9 protein-coding genes, 1 tRNA gene and 1 pseudogene are annotated in these 14,536 nt (G+C 42.2%); 4 read left to right on the top strand and 7 right to left on the bottom strand.

The features are described from left to right. The first annotated feature begins 16 nt into the window (after positions 1-16). Positions 17-766, top strand: a complete 750-nt coding sequence (locus ACTD55_RS00925; protein ID WP_438862418.1) for a CPBP family glutamic-type intramembrane protease — start codon at positions 17-19, stop codon at positions 764-766. 175 nt (positions 767-941) lie between these two features. Further along, a pseudogene (locus ACTD55_RS00920) lies at positions 942-1,075 on the top strand (transposase); the annotation flags it as partial. 151 nt (positions 1,076-1,226) lie between these two features. On the opposite strand, the gene ACTD55_RS00915 reads toward ACTD55_RS00920, so the two are convergent. The 5 genes from ACTD55_RS00915 to ACTD55_RS00895 all read right to left on the bottom strand — a co-directional run bounded on the left by ACTD55_RS00915 (position 1,227) and on the right by ACTD55_RS00895 (position 8,419). Then, positions 1,227-1,976: an NYN domain-containing protein gene (locus tag ACTD55_RS00915; RefSeq protein WP_438862417.1), complete on the bottom strand. Its 750-nt coding sequence runs from the start codon at positions 1,974-1,976 to the stop codon at positions 1,227-1,229. Positions 1,977-1,994: 18 nt separating this feature from the next. Beyond that, positions 1,995-2,753: a DUF2034 domain-containing protein gene (locus ACTD55_RS00910; protein ID WP_438862416.1), complete on the bottom strand. Its 759-nt coding sequence runs from the start codon at positions 2,751-2,753 to the stop codon at positions 1,995-1,997. A 197-nt stretch (positions 2,754-2,950) separates the two neighbouring features. Beyond that, on the bottom strand, positions 2,951-4,018 hold the full coding sequence (locus ACTD55_RS00905; RefSeq protein WP_438862415.1) for a DNA cytosine methyltransferase: 1,068 nt from the start codon (positions 4,016-4,018) through the stop codon (positions 2,951-2,953). Further along, on the bottom strand, positions 4,008-8,114 hold the full coding sequence (locus tag ACTD55_RS00900; protein ID WP_438862414.1) for an AAA domain-containing protein: 4,107 nt from the start codon (positions 8,112-8,114) through the stop codon (positions 4,008-4,010). Before ACTD55_RS00900 ends, ACTD55_RS00905 begins: the two co-directional genes overlap by 11 nt. Positions 8,115-8,332: 218 nt before the next feature. Beyond that, a tRNA-Leu gene (locus ACTD55_RS00895) sits at positions 8,333-8,419 on the bottom strand. 174 nt (positions 8,420-8,593) lie between these two features. Here ACTD55_RS00895 and ACTD55_RS00890 point away from each other — a divergent pair. Together ACTD55_RS00890 and ACTD55_RS00885 are read left to right on the top strand one after the other, a co-directional pair. Continuing rightward, complete coding sequence (locus tag ACTD55_RS00890; RefSeq protein ID WP_438862413.1) at positions 8,594-9,106, top strand: RDD family protein; 513 nt, start codon at positions 8,594-8,596, stop codon at positions 9,104-9,106. A gap of 139 nt (positions 9,107-9,245) precedes the next feature. Beyond that, positions 9,246-10,376 carry a helix-turn-helix domain-containing protein gene (locus ACTD55_RS00885; protein ID WP_438862412.1) on the top strand — a complete coding sequence of 377 codons (1,131 nt, stop codon included), beginning with the start codon at positions 9,246-9,248 and terminating at the stop codon, positions 10,374-10,376. Here ACTD55_RS00885 and ACTD55_RS00880 read toward each other — a convergent pair. Beyond that, the gene (locus ACTD55_RS00880) at positions 10,373-11,932 is read right to left on the bottom strand and encodes a tetratricopeptide repeat-containing sulfotransferase family protein (protein ID WP_438862411.1); all 1,560 of its coding nucleotides are present in this window, start codon (positions 11,930-11,932) and stop codon (positions 10,373-10,375) included. The genes ACTD55_RS00885 and ACTD55_RS00880 overlap by 4 nt on opposite strands. 45 nt (positions 11,933-11,977) lie before the next feature. After that, positions 11,978-14,530, bottom strand: coding sequence for a family 20 glycosylhydrolase (locus tag ACTD55_RS00875; RefSeq protein ID WP_438862410.1), 2,553 nt, complete (start codon positions 14,528-14,530; stop codon positions 11,978-11,980). Between the last annotated feature and the right edge of the window lie 6 nt (positions 14,531-14,536).

The raw sequence follows: 14,536 nt of genomic DNA, 5'->3' as shown, positions 1-14,536 counted from the left end.
TTAAGGAAGTATTCATATGTTCACTAAAATTGCGGATGATGTGCGGGCAGAGTTCCCTTATGTTTCCCAGTCGTCTACAAATTTATCACCCGCTCTGTGGGGGATAGTGTTAGCTAGTGTCTTGGTTGCAGTAGCAATACTGTTATTTTTCCCGGCTCTGTTTAACGGACACGAAGTTGCGACCCAATTTAGTATACTGATGTTTGCGGCTCTGCCGATTGCCACACTCTACTTTGTAAGCCCCGATAAAGGCGCAGGTCTGTTTCAACGAGTAACCTTTAAAACTGTCGGCCAAAGCATTGGATTAGGCGTATTGACTTTTGTACTGTCGGTGAGCTGTGCCCTCCTTATGACGCAACTTATTGATACCTCTCCGAACCATGGAATACAAGGTTTAGAGGCAATGTCAGGTGGCCAGAAAATACGCTTTTTCCTATTTTCAGTGCCGCAATTATTTGGCGAAGAGGTAATCACCATTTTGCCGTTTCTGGCGATTATTTATTATTGTCATCACCGTTTTCATTGGTCTCAACCCAAAGCCGTATTCTTAGCCTGGATAATCACTGCGGTGTGGTTTGCGCTCATTCATTTGCCGGCATACAACTGGAACCTACTGCAGGTTTTATGGGGCGTTGGATTTGCACGGCTGTTACTCACCGCAGTCTATATCATTACCAAAAACCTGTGGGTATCCACCGGCGCTCATATTACCAATGACTGGCTGATGTTTGTCATCGCTACTTTATCTTTCCATTCAGACGGATAGCACCAGTGTAAAATAAGCGCCCTGCACTCCAGATCATTATCAACGATAGTTAATTAAGTTGAAAAAAGTTGGTCGCAGAAGGTTAAGCCAGAGTATTTAAGAGTAAAGATTAGACGGCTTGCAAATATTCTTCTGAATCGCCACTAATTTCCTAGTCACCTCTTAGTTCGCTAAAATGACTAAGAGAGAGGTGCCTGCGAGGAGTATACGTTACCCCGAAGAATTCAAAATTCAGGCGGTCAAACACGTTGATCGCGGCCATTCCGTTGTTGTGTTGCCAAACGACTAGATGTCACAGCCCACAGCCTTTAGGCCTGAATAAAAAAGTATGGTCCAGATTCGAGATCATGAACTTGAGATGTACCGATTAGAACCGCACGTATCGCGCTCGACTTACAGCCATTTAACAGCGCTCCCCCACAGGATATCAGCTAAATACTATTCTCTTATCAATTCGACGTTAATTTCCTAAAATTTTGGGACGATACAGAATAACCTGTGTCGTTCCTTTTCCTTTTTGTTTAGTCATATCAAATACCGTCGACAAGTTAGCAATCACATCTGTCACCTTTGCAGCTCCATAGGTTCGTGGATCAAAATCAGGTTTCGCGCGTTTCAGAAAACTACCGGCCGGCCCAACATTTACCCATCCATCATCGTTTTGATATAACTCCCATGCTTTTAATAGAGCAGGTATCAACTCTTCAGCGCCATTTGATGGTGATGTAACTGAGTCTTTGTTTTCATCATTCTTGGAAACCTGACCCGCACCAAGATTTTCAGTAAAAATGAAATCATCACAGGCATTTCTAAAAGACACGGGAGTTTTCTTTTCACCGACACCAAAAACAAATTTTTCAGATTCTCTCAACCGCGAAGCCAGTTTGGTGAAGTCACTGTCGCTTGAAACCAGCGCAAAAGCATCAATTCGCTCCGAATAAAGTAAGTCCATCGCATCGATGATCATGGAGGCATCGGTTGAATTTTTGCCTGTCGTGTAGGCAAACTGTTGAATAGGCTGGATGGCTAGTTCGTTGAGCGGCTTTTTCCAGTTTTTCAGTGAATCAATAGACCAATCCCCGTAGGCACGCTTAATCAACACATGACCATGCGCCGAGATTTCATCCAATATCACGTTAAGTTTGCTTAGTTGCGCATTGTCAGCATCAATTAACACCGCCACTTTTTTATGAATATCCAAGTCTTTCATTTATTCTCCTTCAATTAATTATTCGGTAAAGCGACATTTTGGAAAGTTAGAACAACCAAGAAAACTATGACCAGTATTAGCTCCTCGTTTAGCAACACGCTCTACAAGTTCGCCGCCACACTTCGGGCATGACTTTTTTTCAGGAGCTTCAATATTGGCTTTTGCTTGTAGATCGCGAATTAGCGAAACCAACTCATTTCCACCTACCAGAGTGATCGCTTTGTCAGCCGCAAAATCTATCGCCTGCTGTGTATACCGGCCTGAGCAGATAATGACGACGTTGTTTGCATTACTCGCAGTCAATACGCCAAACATTTCACGCACCACATTCACACCGACTTTCTGGGCTTTCCACTGCTTACATTGCACCAGTGTGAGCTCGCCGCTCTTCCTCAATTCCAGGTCGATACCTCCATCTGCACCGAAACCGCCTTCGGTTACCAGATAACCTTGTCTGCGATAGGCTTCTGCAACTAGTTCTTCAAAATTGCGCCAATGCAGTTCTCGAATGGACTCAATATTGCGTTGTGCATCGAACTGCTTGGCTTTGCGACGAGAATTAAAAAAAGCAAATGGCGCTATCAGTAAAATAAAAAAAGCGAAGTACGGTGCGGGAATAGCAAACGCATTGAATAGCGTATTCAGTATCAGGTTTTCTGTATCAAGTGTAGGCAGAACATGCCCCATTACCACGTAGACAATAGCTGCTAGTAATACAGACGCCCACCATGGTGCGTGGAATAACAGGTTAGCAAAAGAAGTATTTTTTCTCGGCATAATCAAACATCCTTGTTGAATTCCCAAAGTATATTAACCCAAGTAATATCTTAAATAGGTATTAATTCCAATCGTGTAGTATTAAGCTCGAGCAACCCACTGTAACAAAAAATAGAGAGTGTTCCATTGAGTAAGGAGACGATATTTCTCCTGCTTTACTGGCCTTGATTGTCTTTCTTGTATTAATTGACTGGTAGTTACAATGAATCAAGAACATGCTTAATTGAAAGGGCTAAGGCTTCTGACATTTTGGGCGGTACTGAATTCCCTATTTGGGTATATTGGGAGATTGAGGTTCCTTTAAGTATAAAATCTTCAGGGAATGTTTGAGCCAGTTTGCACTCATTAACCGTCATTCTTCTCAATCTACTTGGTGCCTCACCTATATATGGTGTTCCTCCACTTTTGAGGCGATTGAAATACCTGCTAACAAAGCATTCATCCGCCATGAAAAGGTTTGCTTCATCTATTATGGGTGTGCGATTACCGCCCATGGAAGCAGCTAATGTCGGAAAAAAATATGAAGGGTTTACGGGTCTGCCTGAACCATTAAAAAGCATACCTGAAAACGGACTATTTCGGAGAACTGGCTTTTTAGCAAATATAACTTTAGCCGAGCATGTTATGGGATTTTGGTCTGTGCCAGCCTGTCCTAGTTTAGAAAGAATTTTATTAGCTGGTTCGGCTTTATTTTTTAAACTGTATAACTTTTCCTCAAAGGCTAACCTTGCATCGTAAGCATTAGCAATTCTTTCTTTATTGAAACCAACAATGAAAAGTCTCTCTCGTAATTGCGCAACCCCAAATTCTCTGACCTTTAATACATCGCAAAACAGCTCATATCCTGAACTATGGGCTCTATTTTTTAATTCTTGGAATACGTTTAACCAACGCTTATTCTTGGCGAGTGCCTTTACGTTCTCGAAAACAAAAACCTTAGGGCGGATAACATCTAGAGTTCTCATAAATTCGAAGGAGAGTTTGCTTCTGGAATCATCAGGATCCATTTTTCCGCCGACCGAGAACCCTTGGCATGGAGGACCACCAATAAATAAATCTAATCCATCGAGAGCTTCGAGCTTCTTTTGAATACTGCTAAGAGGACCAAACTCAATATCACTGATATTTTTTTTAAAAGTTTCGCATGCGTCGATATTTTTATCATTAGCTAGAATATGCTCAAATCCTGCCTTGTGAAATCCATAATCTAGACCTCCTGCACCAGAAAAAACAGACGCCAATGAGTAATTGGTATTATGCATCATTTCTACTCGTGTAAATTTCTACTGATATAGAGTCTACTTTCAATGTTTCTACCAAAGTGGAGCAATGGGTTCTCAAACTCTTCCATAACGAAGCGGATCTATAATTTTCAATATCAGCTGGAATATGATTAATCAAGCTTTTAGAACAGACTACAATTAATCGTTCTTTTGAACGCGAGAATGCTACATTTGATCGGTTAAGATTTAAAATAAATTCTGCATTAGATGTTATTGATGAAGGGTCGCTCTCAGTTCCTGAGTAAATAATTGTACTCTCTTCATTTCCCTGCAGTCGCTCCACAGTATCAATTAGAGAGATACAATTTTCATCTACTAGTTCCTCAGACAAAAGCGTTCGCTGCGCTCTGTGCGGAGTGATGATGGCAATACTTTTGGGCTTGTGGGTATCTATTGCACTGACGAGTTTATGAATCAACTTTGCTTCAAATTCATTAGATAGCCTTGATTCATTCTCTTCATGAACAACAAGGAATACTCCGACATTATCTTTCCATACAGTTGAAAAATCATTGTCGAAATTAAATGAACCAGACTTAGTATACTCTTTTCGACCGGTTAAGGTTATGTCATCTTGTTTGTATACCGTTTGGATTAACTCTCGAATCGGATCCGGTAATCTCCAGGTTTTATTCAGTCTGGCAATTGAAATTTGGTTTTCTTGAACTGTATCAAAAGTCTCTAATTGCACGATGGCATCATAAGCACTCATATGTGGTTGGTATAGTTCGATGGGAGGTCTTTCTTCTTGTGCCCAATTGTGAGATAAGATTGGTGACAATTGTCTATTGTCGCCAGCAAGTGTCATTCTTCCGTCTTTGGCAACTAAAGAGGCTAAGGCTAGAAATGACGGAAATACCAACATTGACGCCTCGTCAATTATCAAAATATCGGCTGCAACACCGTTACGACTATTAAAGCTTGGTTTGTTATTCAAATCTTTTGCCCATTTCAGAACAGTACTAGTTGTACTCCCAATTATCAGTGGGCTTTGAGACAACATCTCATTCATTCTTTTGACGATGCTAGTAGCTTTTATCTTTTGTATATTCTCGGATTCGTCAAGTAAAAGGTTATCTTCGTCATTTTTGGAAACGATTTTTCTAATGATGGGAATATTGAAGGTAACCCCCACCTCATCGCATGCAGAGGAAAAAGGCTTAATAATTTTCTCAATTCGACGAAGGAGAGTGTCGACAGCAGTATGAGTATTTGCTGCCACTATTACTAAACTATTTTCATTCGTACAATTTAGAATTTTTAAAAGCGTCTCTACTGCAGTTGTTTGAGTTTTTCCTGTGCCAGGAGGGCCTTGTAATTGGAAAATTTTAGTATTTAAGCTTTTGAATAGAGCCTCTTTTTGGTCATCAGATAACGAAAAGCTGTTACCGTTGCCATCGTCAAACTTCATCGCATCTATAATTGCATAGCTTCTTTGGAGCAATGCTTCCGAAAGCTTATTTACCTTTGGTATATTCGGTTCTGTAGGGTCAAGCCACTCTAAAACATCAACATTTCCAGTACCGTTTCTAAGCTCTTCAAGCCTGCCATCGACCCTAGAAAAAACAAAATCTGAAACGCTCTCATCTAAGGTTACCAGAACTGAATTTTCAAAAACTGGTGCACAACCAAGAATATAGTTAGAGCCTCTGTTGCTCCTGAGTTCTTCGAGAGATACCCGCCCAGATTCCCAACAGATATCATTGATAATTACAGTAGTACCAAATTTTAGTAACATATTAAAAGTTTGACTGCCTGATTCGGGCAGCTTTGTTACCCTTCCAAATCCACTTAGCGTAGATCTTTTCGATAGCTCTTTTAATGTAAGTCCATATCTTTCGCATACAATCTCAGCAGTAACTGTATCTCCTGACCTAGAGAAGTTTTGCAGAACGAGAGTTTTACCTCTCGCCACTCTATTTTCTATATTATCTAATTGACTTGTTAGCCAATCATTAACTTTTACATGGTGCTCTAATCGAAGAAAGTCTAAGGATGCTCTAGCTATATCATTAACGTTTAGACTGAAATCTGGCAAGTTGTCGACATGTAGGGCTGGTTTAGCTATTTCAGGGTTTTTGAATTTGACCTTTTCTTCCAACCATCTCAAGCAATGAGCCCGAGCTTTTAAAAATTCATCCATAACAAGTGGTCTAGCTGACTTTTTGAAGCGTTCAATATCTTGTTTGGCATTACCTTGGAGCTTTGTAAGGTCTATATCAGAAAATTTTCTCCAAAGAGCATACCAATAAGGGACTGGGATACCATCATTAAATCGACTTCTTATTTCGAATTTATTTTTTAATGAATCAATATCTTGTTTCAACTTTAGATTTTCAATCTCTTTTGCACTAAGCCATTCATTTTGTTCTGAAAGGAATAAATCTGTCTTAAAATCAAACAGGCCTTGTGTAAATGTTCTGTCAAGAGGTTCTGGTTTGTTCCTGACGTTCCTAACCCAATGAAATCTGTCACCATACCAATTAAGAGAAGAGGCCACTGATCGACCATTTGAAGTCCATCCTAATGCAAACCTAGACTTTATTTCGTCCTGTACAGATGAGAAAATTAACTGCTCAAGGCTTGCTCGGCATCCCATCAATTCTTGGAAATTGGATAAGGTTTTACTACCAGCTCGCGTGCAAGCATCAATCAAGTCAGACATTTCCTGCCTAGACCAAACATAAAAATGAACAGGAGCATATTCGTCATCAACAATACTTGCTATGGCATTAACGACTTTTCCAAAAAATTCAGCGAGCATACTTTGCTCTCTACCAGAATCTTGGCCGAAATCACCACTCCATGGCGAATGCTGATAAACAATGACATCTATACCACTCAAGGGAGAAGCTTCTTTCGTATTAGGGTTTATCTCATAAACTTTTGGGTCCGGCTTTATTTTTCCTTCGTTAGTTTCAAAGAAGCCAGTATGCAAATTATTTTCAGAGTTTGTAACGTGTGCAGCAATTCCAATTAATCTGTTTTCGGTATAATCAAATTCTACAGTCGCGTAAACACGCACTAATCTTTGTCCTTCAATTACATGAATAGGAAGCTGGCTTGTTTGCGAACCACAGTTTGGTAATTGAACAACTTTAGGGCTCGGCTCAGGTTGGTTTGGAAGAGTGGAGCAGCGTGTTTTTGCTTTGATAATAAGATGTTCAGCATTAATATTAAAATCGGGATCTGATTGTATTTTTAACAATAAGCTATGATCTATATTTGCAACATCATCTATGGTTTTTAAGCCATTTTTTCTAAGTACCCTAACGTTGTTAGTACTGATTCCTAGAAGCTCTATTCGTCTCTCTCGTGCACTTTCTGTTAAGCAGTGGGTATTGAAAACACATTGGTCACATTTTGAATTTAGTTGATATGGTAATTCTGAAAGTGAGGACTTAAGAATACGCTCTAATTCGCCATCTTTAATAGTCAAATAATATAAATCCTGAAGTTCAATTTTAAGATCAAAGCCCTCTAAACTAAAAATATCCTGCAAGGTATTGTCATCTTCATTTATGCGCCCGACAACTGCTTCAAAATTAATTTCATTGATATCAAGAATTCTCTTTATGACATCAAGTTCTGTAGAAAATAATTGATAGTAAATTGCTAGCTGAAGTCTCTGATATGTTTTATCTTTTCGGCTAGCTTTAAGTTCTACAATTCTGAGAGTTGGAATTTTACTAGTCCAATCTATTAAGATAAAATCGATCCGTCCTTTGACATCAAAATCACCTAATTGCCCACAGATTTCTACTTCTCTGAAAAAGCTTTTTTTATCTTTCTCTATAGACTTTAGGCCGTCTAAGAATGTTGACCACTCTAAAGGGGCTGAATTACTATCACAAACATTTACAAACTTATGATCTCGAACGAGTGCTCTTTCCCATTTAACCTCATTCTGCTCACCTACATGTTGTAATACTGGATCAAGTGACTTAACAAGTTGGTCATAAAAAGGAATGTTTCTTGCCGCTTTTCTGCCATTATGCGCTAATTTAAATCTGCGTTGGCAACTACTGAATCTAATGAATTCACCGATTTCAGTTGCTGTTGTGAAGTTACAATCCATAGACCTTATTCCTTATTAAACTACTTATAATCATAAAGATAATATTCGTCACTATACGACCATTCAATGATTTTTTGTTATAGTTAAAAGTAGCGCGGTACAATACGGGATGAACTAGGATAATTAAAATCTACTGTAGCTGCTAAAGAGTCAGAGCATTGTGTTTGTAACACAAAAAAACCGACATAATGTCGGTTTACTTTAACTCTAAAAAGAGTTGGTACCAGAGGCCGGACTTGAACCGGCACAGTGTTGCCACCGGCGGATTTTGAATCCGCTGCGTCTACCAATTTCGCCACTCTGGCACTGAGTGATGATCCATCCAGCTAGTGCTGAACAGGCTGTGCATTATAGCGATCAAAGGCTTGCTTGCAAGTGTTTTATGAGCTTGTTATTTCAATTGACTATTTTATGTTCGGGTTTATTCCAGATAGGGATTACTGTTACACTTCGGCCTCTTTTATTGTCGTGATAACCCGATGACTGATTCAATTAATACCTTTCCCCGTGCAGGCTTTTTTCGACGTTTAGCCGCTATGATTTACGATACCTTAGTTGCCGTTGCAGTGGGCATGTGTGCAGCAATGGCAATTATTTTGCCGCTAGTTATTTTGCTGGAAAACGGCGTTATCGATATGCAAGGCGCTGAACATTCCAGTGATTTTATTCAGCAGTCAGTATTGATCAAAACCGCCATTCAACTTTGGGTTGGTCTGTGGATTATGGGCTTTTTTATGTGGTTTTGGCGCAATGGCGGACAAACTCTGGGAATGCGGGCTTGGCGATTACGCATATTAAGTACCACAGACAAGCCGTTGACCTATCCGCGTATTTTTGTGCGCATGCTCAGCTCATTACTAGGTTTAGGCACGTTATTGGTATTGTTTGATCTTAAACACAAACAATCTCTGCAAGACCGGATTGCCCATACCGAAGTGGTGAGTCTAACCAAAGAAGCCAACCATCACCGCAGCTGGGAAGGCCTAAGTTAAATTTTGGCAAAACTTTAGTATCGGGAGCTTGGTCCACCTTCTTCATTGCTGATAGACTGTCCGTTATATTGTTCAGATGATAACAATATCAAATTCAACCCTGATCACCTGCCAATAAGGTCGAACAATTACAATAAAAATGACTGAACTTTATTTTAATATTAATGATGTAATATTAATTCTCTCTATTGGTTTGAGTATTATACTGGCGCTGTTTCAATCTGTTATTGCGGCCAAAAATAAGCTGTCAAAATATTTACTTAGCGCGTTTTTTATCTCTATCGCCATATCTGATATTGGCGTCATGCTTATCTGGAATGAATATCTGCCCAAACCCGGCTGGATCGAAAAGCTGGTCCCCTATCTGTACAGTTTTTCCACTATCATAAAAGGCCCTCTGCTGGTGCTGTATGTAGGCAGTATTACTCATCAGGATTTCAGTTTATCCAAACGCAACTTATTCCATCTAATCCCAATATTGATTGTATTTGGTTGCCTGTACTTTTTTAGTGTTGACATCAATCTGATGAGACTAGATACCTTTGGCATTGATCGGGCGGCCTATCTCACCACAGACATGATCTGGTGGTCGCTAAAACTGGTACCCTTGGCCTATTTTGTGTTTGGTTTGCTGATTGTGCACCGTTACCATAAGTCGGTTGTATCTGATAACTCTGATGTTAATGAACAGGCCATTATCTGGCTGTATTTGCTCACTTTAGCCTTTATCGGCACCAGTTGCTGGTCGGTGATCCTGAGTATTCTGGCCCTGGTATATCGACTCCCTTATGGCGTTACCGAAAACTACCTGAACTTTGGTCTGCTAATAGCCTTATTCTTTTACAGTGCGTCGCATGCCCAAAAGCTGACCTTGACCCGTAAGCATTCAAGAGCCAGCGACATTTCAGGTAATCTGAAACACATCATTGATGGCATTATGACTGGCATAAACACCGATAAACTCTACCTCAACCAAAGTATTAATATTGAGCAGTTTGCCGACAAAATTAACCTGCCAGCCAGAGATGTGTCTTTTGCTATCAACCGTGAATTCGGCACCAATTTCTTCGAGTTTATCAATTCTTACCGGGTGGAAGAGGCCAAGCGTTATCTGGCCGATCCACAATATGCGGATATGTCGATCATGGACATCCTGCTGGAGTCCGGGTTTAACAGCAAATCTGCTTTTCAGCGGTTTTTTAAACGTTTAACCGACTTGTCACCTAGCGAATACCGAATCACACATATGTCGCACAAATCGTCCGCTTAGAAGTGAATGTCGTTGCGGGAGAGGATATCTTTTACCTCGCTTAACTGTTGTTCGTAGCGCTGCCATTGTCCAACAGATTTCGAACTAATTTTATTCCGCACCTGGACTGAACTGGCAGTCGCCACCGGAGCATGATTTAGCTCAATGTTAAGGTAATCGTCGTTCCATTCCAACTCGCAGAATGCAAAGAGTTTTTTCGCTTCCTCGAGCGGCTCGGTCACCAGCTTGTCGTAGTTAATTACATAAAATCGTTGTGGGAAATGGTTGCGCAACAGATCCATCAATTGTCTGAATTGCAGATAAAAACGGGCAGTATCCCGGCCATCCAGAGAATAGCGCGTTGCTTCATCTTCAAAACTGAATAGTTGCCGATAATTGCTGACAATAGTATCCAGCGGATGGCGATCCAGACAGACCATAATGGCATTAGGTAACGCAGCCAGAATGTGCGGGGCATACAAAATATTCAGTGGCAGTTTATCCAGTAAAATTTGTCCGTTTTCACAAAAATAGTCCGTACGTTGTTGATAAAGTTGACCTATTTTTTCCAACTGATCGGGCTGGATAGCCCCCAAACATGGTGCAGGCGCAAAACTGCGTTCAGCCACACCAGTCACCTGCTTTACCGCCATGCTGAATTGATACAACTCCCCGGCCGACACAACGTTAGCATGCGCCGACAGAATGCGTTCAAGCAAGGTTGTGCCTGTTCTCGGCATACCGACAACAAACAGGTTACTTAACTCAGCGGGCTTATGATCGTCAGTATTAGTCAAGCCTTGTTTAATCGCGTCAAAACGCTGTTGATCAGACGAAAACTGATAATCGAGTTGTGTTTTGACTGCTGATTTGGCGTCTTTCAAGATTTTAAATGCGTTATCAAACTGCCCCATGCTCTCATATTCTTTCGACAAGGCATGGGCCAAGTGTAACCGGGCATCGAGATGCGGCTGCGTTTGTCTTAATGATTCGAGACATTTGACCCTTTCGGCCGGGTCAAGAGCGTGCCCCAGTTGCGAGATGGCGGCCTGGGCCTTGTAATAATCCGGTTTAAGTGCAACGGCCTTAGTGTAAGCTTGCTGCGCCCGTTCAAATTGCCCGCAAAATTTATAACAGGTGGCCAAATTAAACAGGCTATATGGATTAGCATCATCAACCTGGACCAGTTTCTCGAACCACTGGCAGGCAATAGCATATAAATTCAGGCGGTTATAGGTCGTGGCAATGGCATCAATCAATGCGGGTTGGCTGATAGTTTGCAACCCCAGTTGATCCAGTTGCTTTTTGGCTTTGTCAGTTTCCCCTGCTTGCGCCAGCGCCCGAGCCCGATAAACCTGGTAATCAATGATTGCCGGTTGTAGTGCAATGGCGGAGTCCAGCATCTGCAACTCTTGACGATAATTGGCATATTTATGCGCCAGCGTACTGAGCAGATAATAGGCTTTATCATTGTTTTCATCGGTTGCCAGCATGGTCTGCAAGCACTCATAGGCCTGCTGATCCCGTCCCTGGATGAGTGCCAGTCGTGCTTTTTCTTCCAACTGCTCAAGATGCATTCAATTAGCCTGCTGAATAAGTGACAATAACCACACAGTCTACCATCAGTACTGGCTCAACTCAGCCAGTGATATTTCACGACTATGCTGGTTACCCAAACGGGTTTTGAACAACACCTGACTATTGTCATCACAAAACGCTTGCTGCCCGCGGCTCCAGCTTTGGCCTTTGTCACAACTATACAGCACCTCCAGACCTTCGATGAGCGGCTCGGCAATCAAGGAATCCGCTTGCTGTTTAACTCTGGGTGGAGGTACATAGAAATGAATACCTTGTCGATCCAGCTCTGGCAACACATGCTCAATCAGTACACGCAAAAAGCCATGCCAATCATTGGCAAAAGCAGAGGATTGTTTATTCCTGGGCTGTAATTCCCAGTCCGCTTTATGCCAGGCTCGCTCTGCCAGGGCGATAATTCGCGGAAACACCATATTCTCCATTTGCGCTGCGCTACGCACTGTTTCTGACCATAATTGGGCCTGAATTCCCAGCACATTGCCGGTCGCCTGCAATGCTACATGATGTTTGTTAACTAAATGGTCAAGATCAGTAATTTTGTCCCCCGGCAAGGTTCTGGCTGCGTTGGCATAAAGGTCGTCCGGTGTGTAGGAAAACACTTTGTATAAGTCACTGTAACGGGTTGCCCAGTGGTAACCACGCTCAAAGGGAGACGCTTCGTTAGGATGGTCAAAATACAAGTGTGTGGCCGAGGAAAGTACAACATCATATCCTGCATTCGCCAGCAAATACGCCCGATCAGACACGCCTGCTTCCCAGATGTTGTCCCAGGCATTAGCAATCACCTGCTGATTAGGGATAGCGTTGCGCTGAAAAGGCTGGTCACGGTTATACATCAGACCATCTTCCCAGCCGGCAATAGCCAGCCCCCGTTGTGCTGCCAGTTCGGCTACCTTTTTGACAAAATAGGGCTTGATATCATCCACGCCCATCAAAGGCGAAGACAATGAATCAAACTGCTGCTGACAGGCAGGCGATTTCTGCCACGCACCTTTACCTACCTCGTCTCCCCCCATATGGAAAATATTCAGTTTACTGCCTGCCATACGGTGCATTCTTTCCAGTTCATACATCACTTTTTGGACAAAATGAAATGTCGAAGGCAGGCAGGGGTTAATGGCATTATCGCTATAACTTTGCACCGACAGATACTCAGATTTATCTTGCAAGTCAGCCAATAAATACTGGTTGGCCGCCGATTCATCTCCCTGACTTAACAAACGCTGGTAGCGCGCTTTCATTGCCACTATTGCCGCTCTGGCGTGGCCCGGCATGTCTATCTCGGGAATGACTTCAATATTGCGTTGTTTGGCAAAACGCACCAGCTCAATATAGTCATCGGTAGTAAGAAAACCACTGCCACTTTGCAATTTACCCGGGCCATTACCTAACTGGGTCAGCAAGCAATCCTGTTCCTGCAAATCAAAACAGCGTTGTGCGCCTATATCGGTCAGTTCGGGCAAACCGGGGATTTCGAGCCGCCATCCTTCATCATCGGTCAGGTGTAAGTGCAGTTTATTCAGCTTGAATCTGCCCATTTGCTCAAGCAAGGTTAAAATGGCCTGCTTGCCATGAAAGTTACGGGCGATATCATAATGCATGCCACGCCATGTAAAACGGGGATGGTCACTAATATCGATCGCATCCAGGCTTAACACCTGCTTGACCGTTTTAGACGGCAATAACCCCAGCAAACTTTGCACAGCATAGAAAATACCGGCTTCAGTTTTGGCTTTTATTGAGATGGTATTCGAATCTGCAACTAGCCGATAACCTTCAGCATCGTCGATGGATGGGTCAAAAGTCAGCTCAATAACATTGCTGTCGGCTTGGCGGTTATCAGCATCCAATTTCAACCCTCGAAAAGCTAGCTGCTCAACAAGATATCCCTTGGCAAATTCCAGGCCGCCCGGTTGTTTTACTGTCCAGGCAGAATCAATATGAACCTTGCCACCCAACTTGGTAACCTGCTGCGGTGTCGGCACAATAGCAATTCTGTCGGTCTGACCATCCATTTTATAGTGCTGCTCAAACTCGGGATCATCTTTACTCAAACCGTACCGATCCACCGGCTGATTAAATCGCAAATATTGTTGCGGCTGTTCAAATGGCAACACGTAGGATTCAAATGTTTCCGTGTCGGTATTACGGAATACAAAATGTTGCTCACTACCATCAACCATAAAGGCTCTGGGCATAAAATAACTGTAACTGGCAATATCCCCGAGGCCGCGGTAGCCAAAACGCACGATTTTGCCCGGTGCGATACCTGCGAACTTGTCAGTCGGGCTAATACGGTACAAGTCGCCCTGTATACGCTGAAATGTGACTTGCTCGGTTAAAGACTGCACGATACGGCGGGCAGAATGTATATATATTTGCCAATCACCAGACCCTTCAGGAATAGCGGTTCTGGACTGATTGTTGATTTCCACAAAGGCCTCAAACCGGCCCTGACTAACAAAATTAGTCGATACACCAAATTTAAGCTCGGCGTGACGGGTAAAGTTTTCCGTATCCAGGGCAAACGCGTAATGGCTGACAAAGGATGAGAATAAAATCGCAAGGATAAGTTTCATAAATTT

The organism is Neptunicella sp. (genome assembly GCF_048268085.1).
In the GTDB taxonomy this organism is placed as follows: domain Bacteria; phylum Pseudomonadota; class Gammaproteobacteria; order Enterobacterales; family Alteromonadaceae; genus Neptunicella.
Note: the sequence above shows the minus strand (reverse complement) of the source record. Positions and strands in the feature narration are given on the sequence as shown.

Coding starts and splice junctions, on each gene's coding strand:
- ACTD55_RS00925 (WP_438862418.1), top strand. CDS start 17: ATGTTCACTAAAATTGCGGATGATGTGCGGGCAGAGTTCCCTTATGTT.
- ACTD55_RS00915 (WP_438862417.1), bottom strand. CDS start 1,976: ATGAAAGACTTGGATATTCATAAAAAAGTGGCGGTGTTAATTGATGCT.
- ACTD55_RS00910 (WP_438862416.1), bottom strand. CDS start 2,753: ATGCCGAGAAAAAATACTTCTTTTGCTAACCTGTTATTCCACGCACCA.
- ACTD55_RS00905 (WP_438862415.1), bottom strand. CDS start 4,018: ATGATGCATAATACCAATTACTCATTGGCGTCTGTTTTTTCTGGTGCA.
- ACTD55_RS00900 (WP_438862414.1), bottom strand. CDS start 8,114: ATGGATTGTAACTTCACAACAGCAACTGAAATCGGTGAATTCATTAGA.
- ACTD55_RS00890 (WP_438862413.1), top strand. CDS start 8,594: ATGACTGATTCAATTAATACCTTTCCCCGTGCAGGCTTTTTTCGACGT.
- ACTD55_RS00885 (WP_438862412.1), top strand. CDS start 9,246: ATGACTGAACTTTATTTTAATATTAATGATGTAATATTAATTCTCTCT.
- ACTD55_RS00880 (WP_438862411.1), bottom strand. CDS start 11,932: ATGCATCTTGAGCAGTTGGAAGAAAAAGCACGACTGGCACTCATCCAG.
- ACTD55_RS00875 (WP_438862410.1), bottom strand. CDS start 14,530: ATGAAACTTATCCTTGCGATTTTATTCTCATCCTTTGTCAGCCATTAC.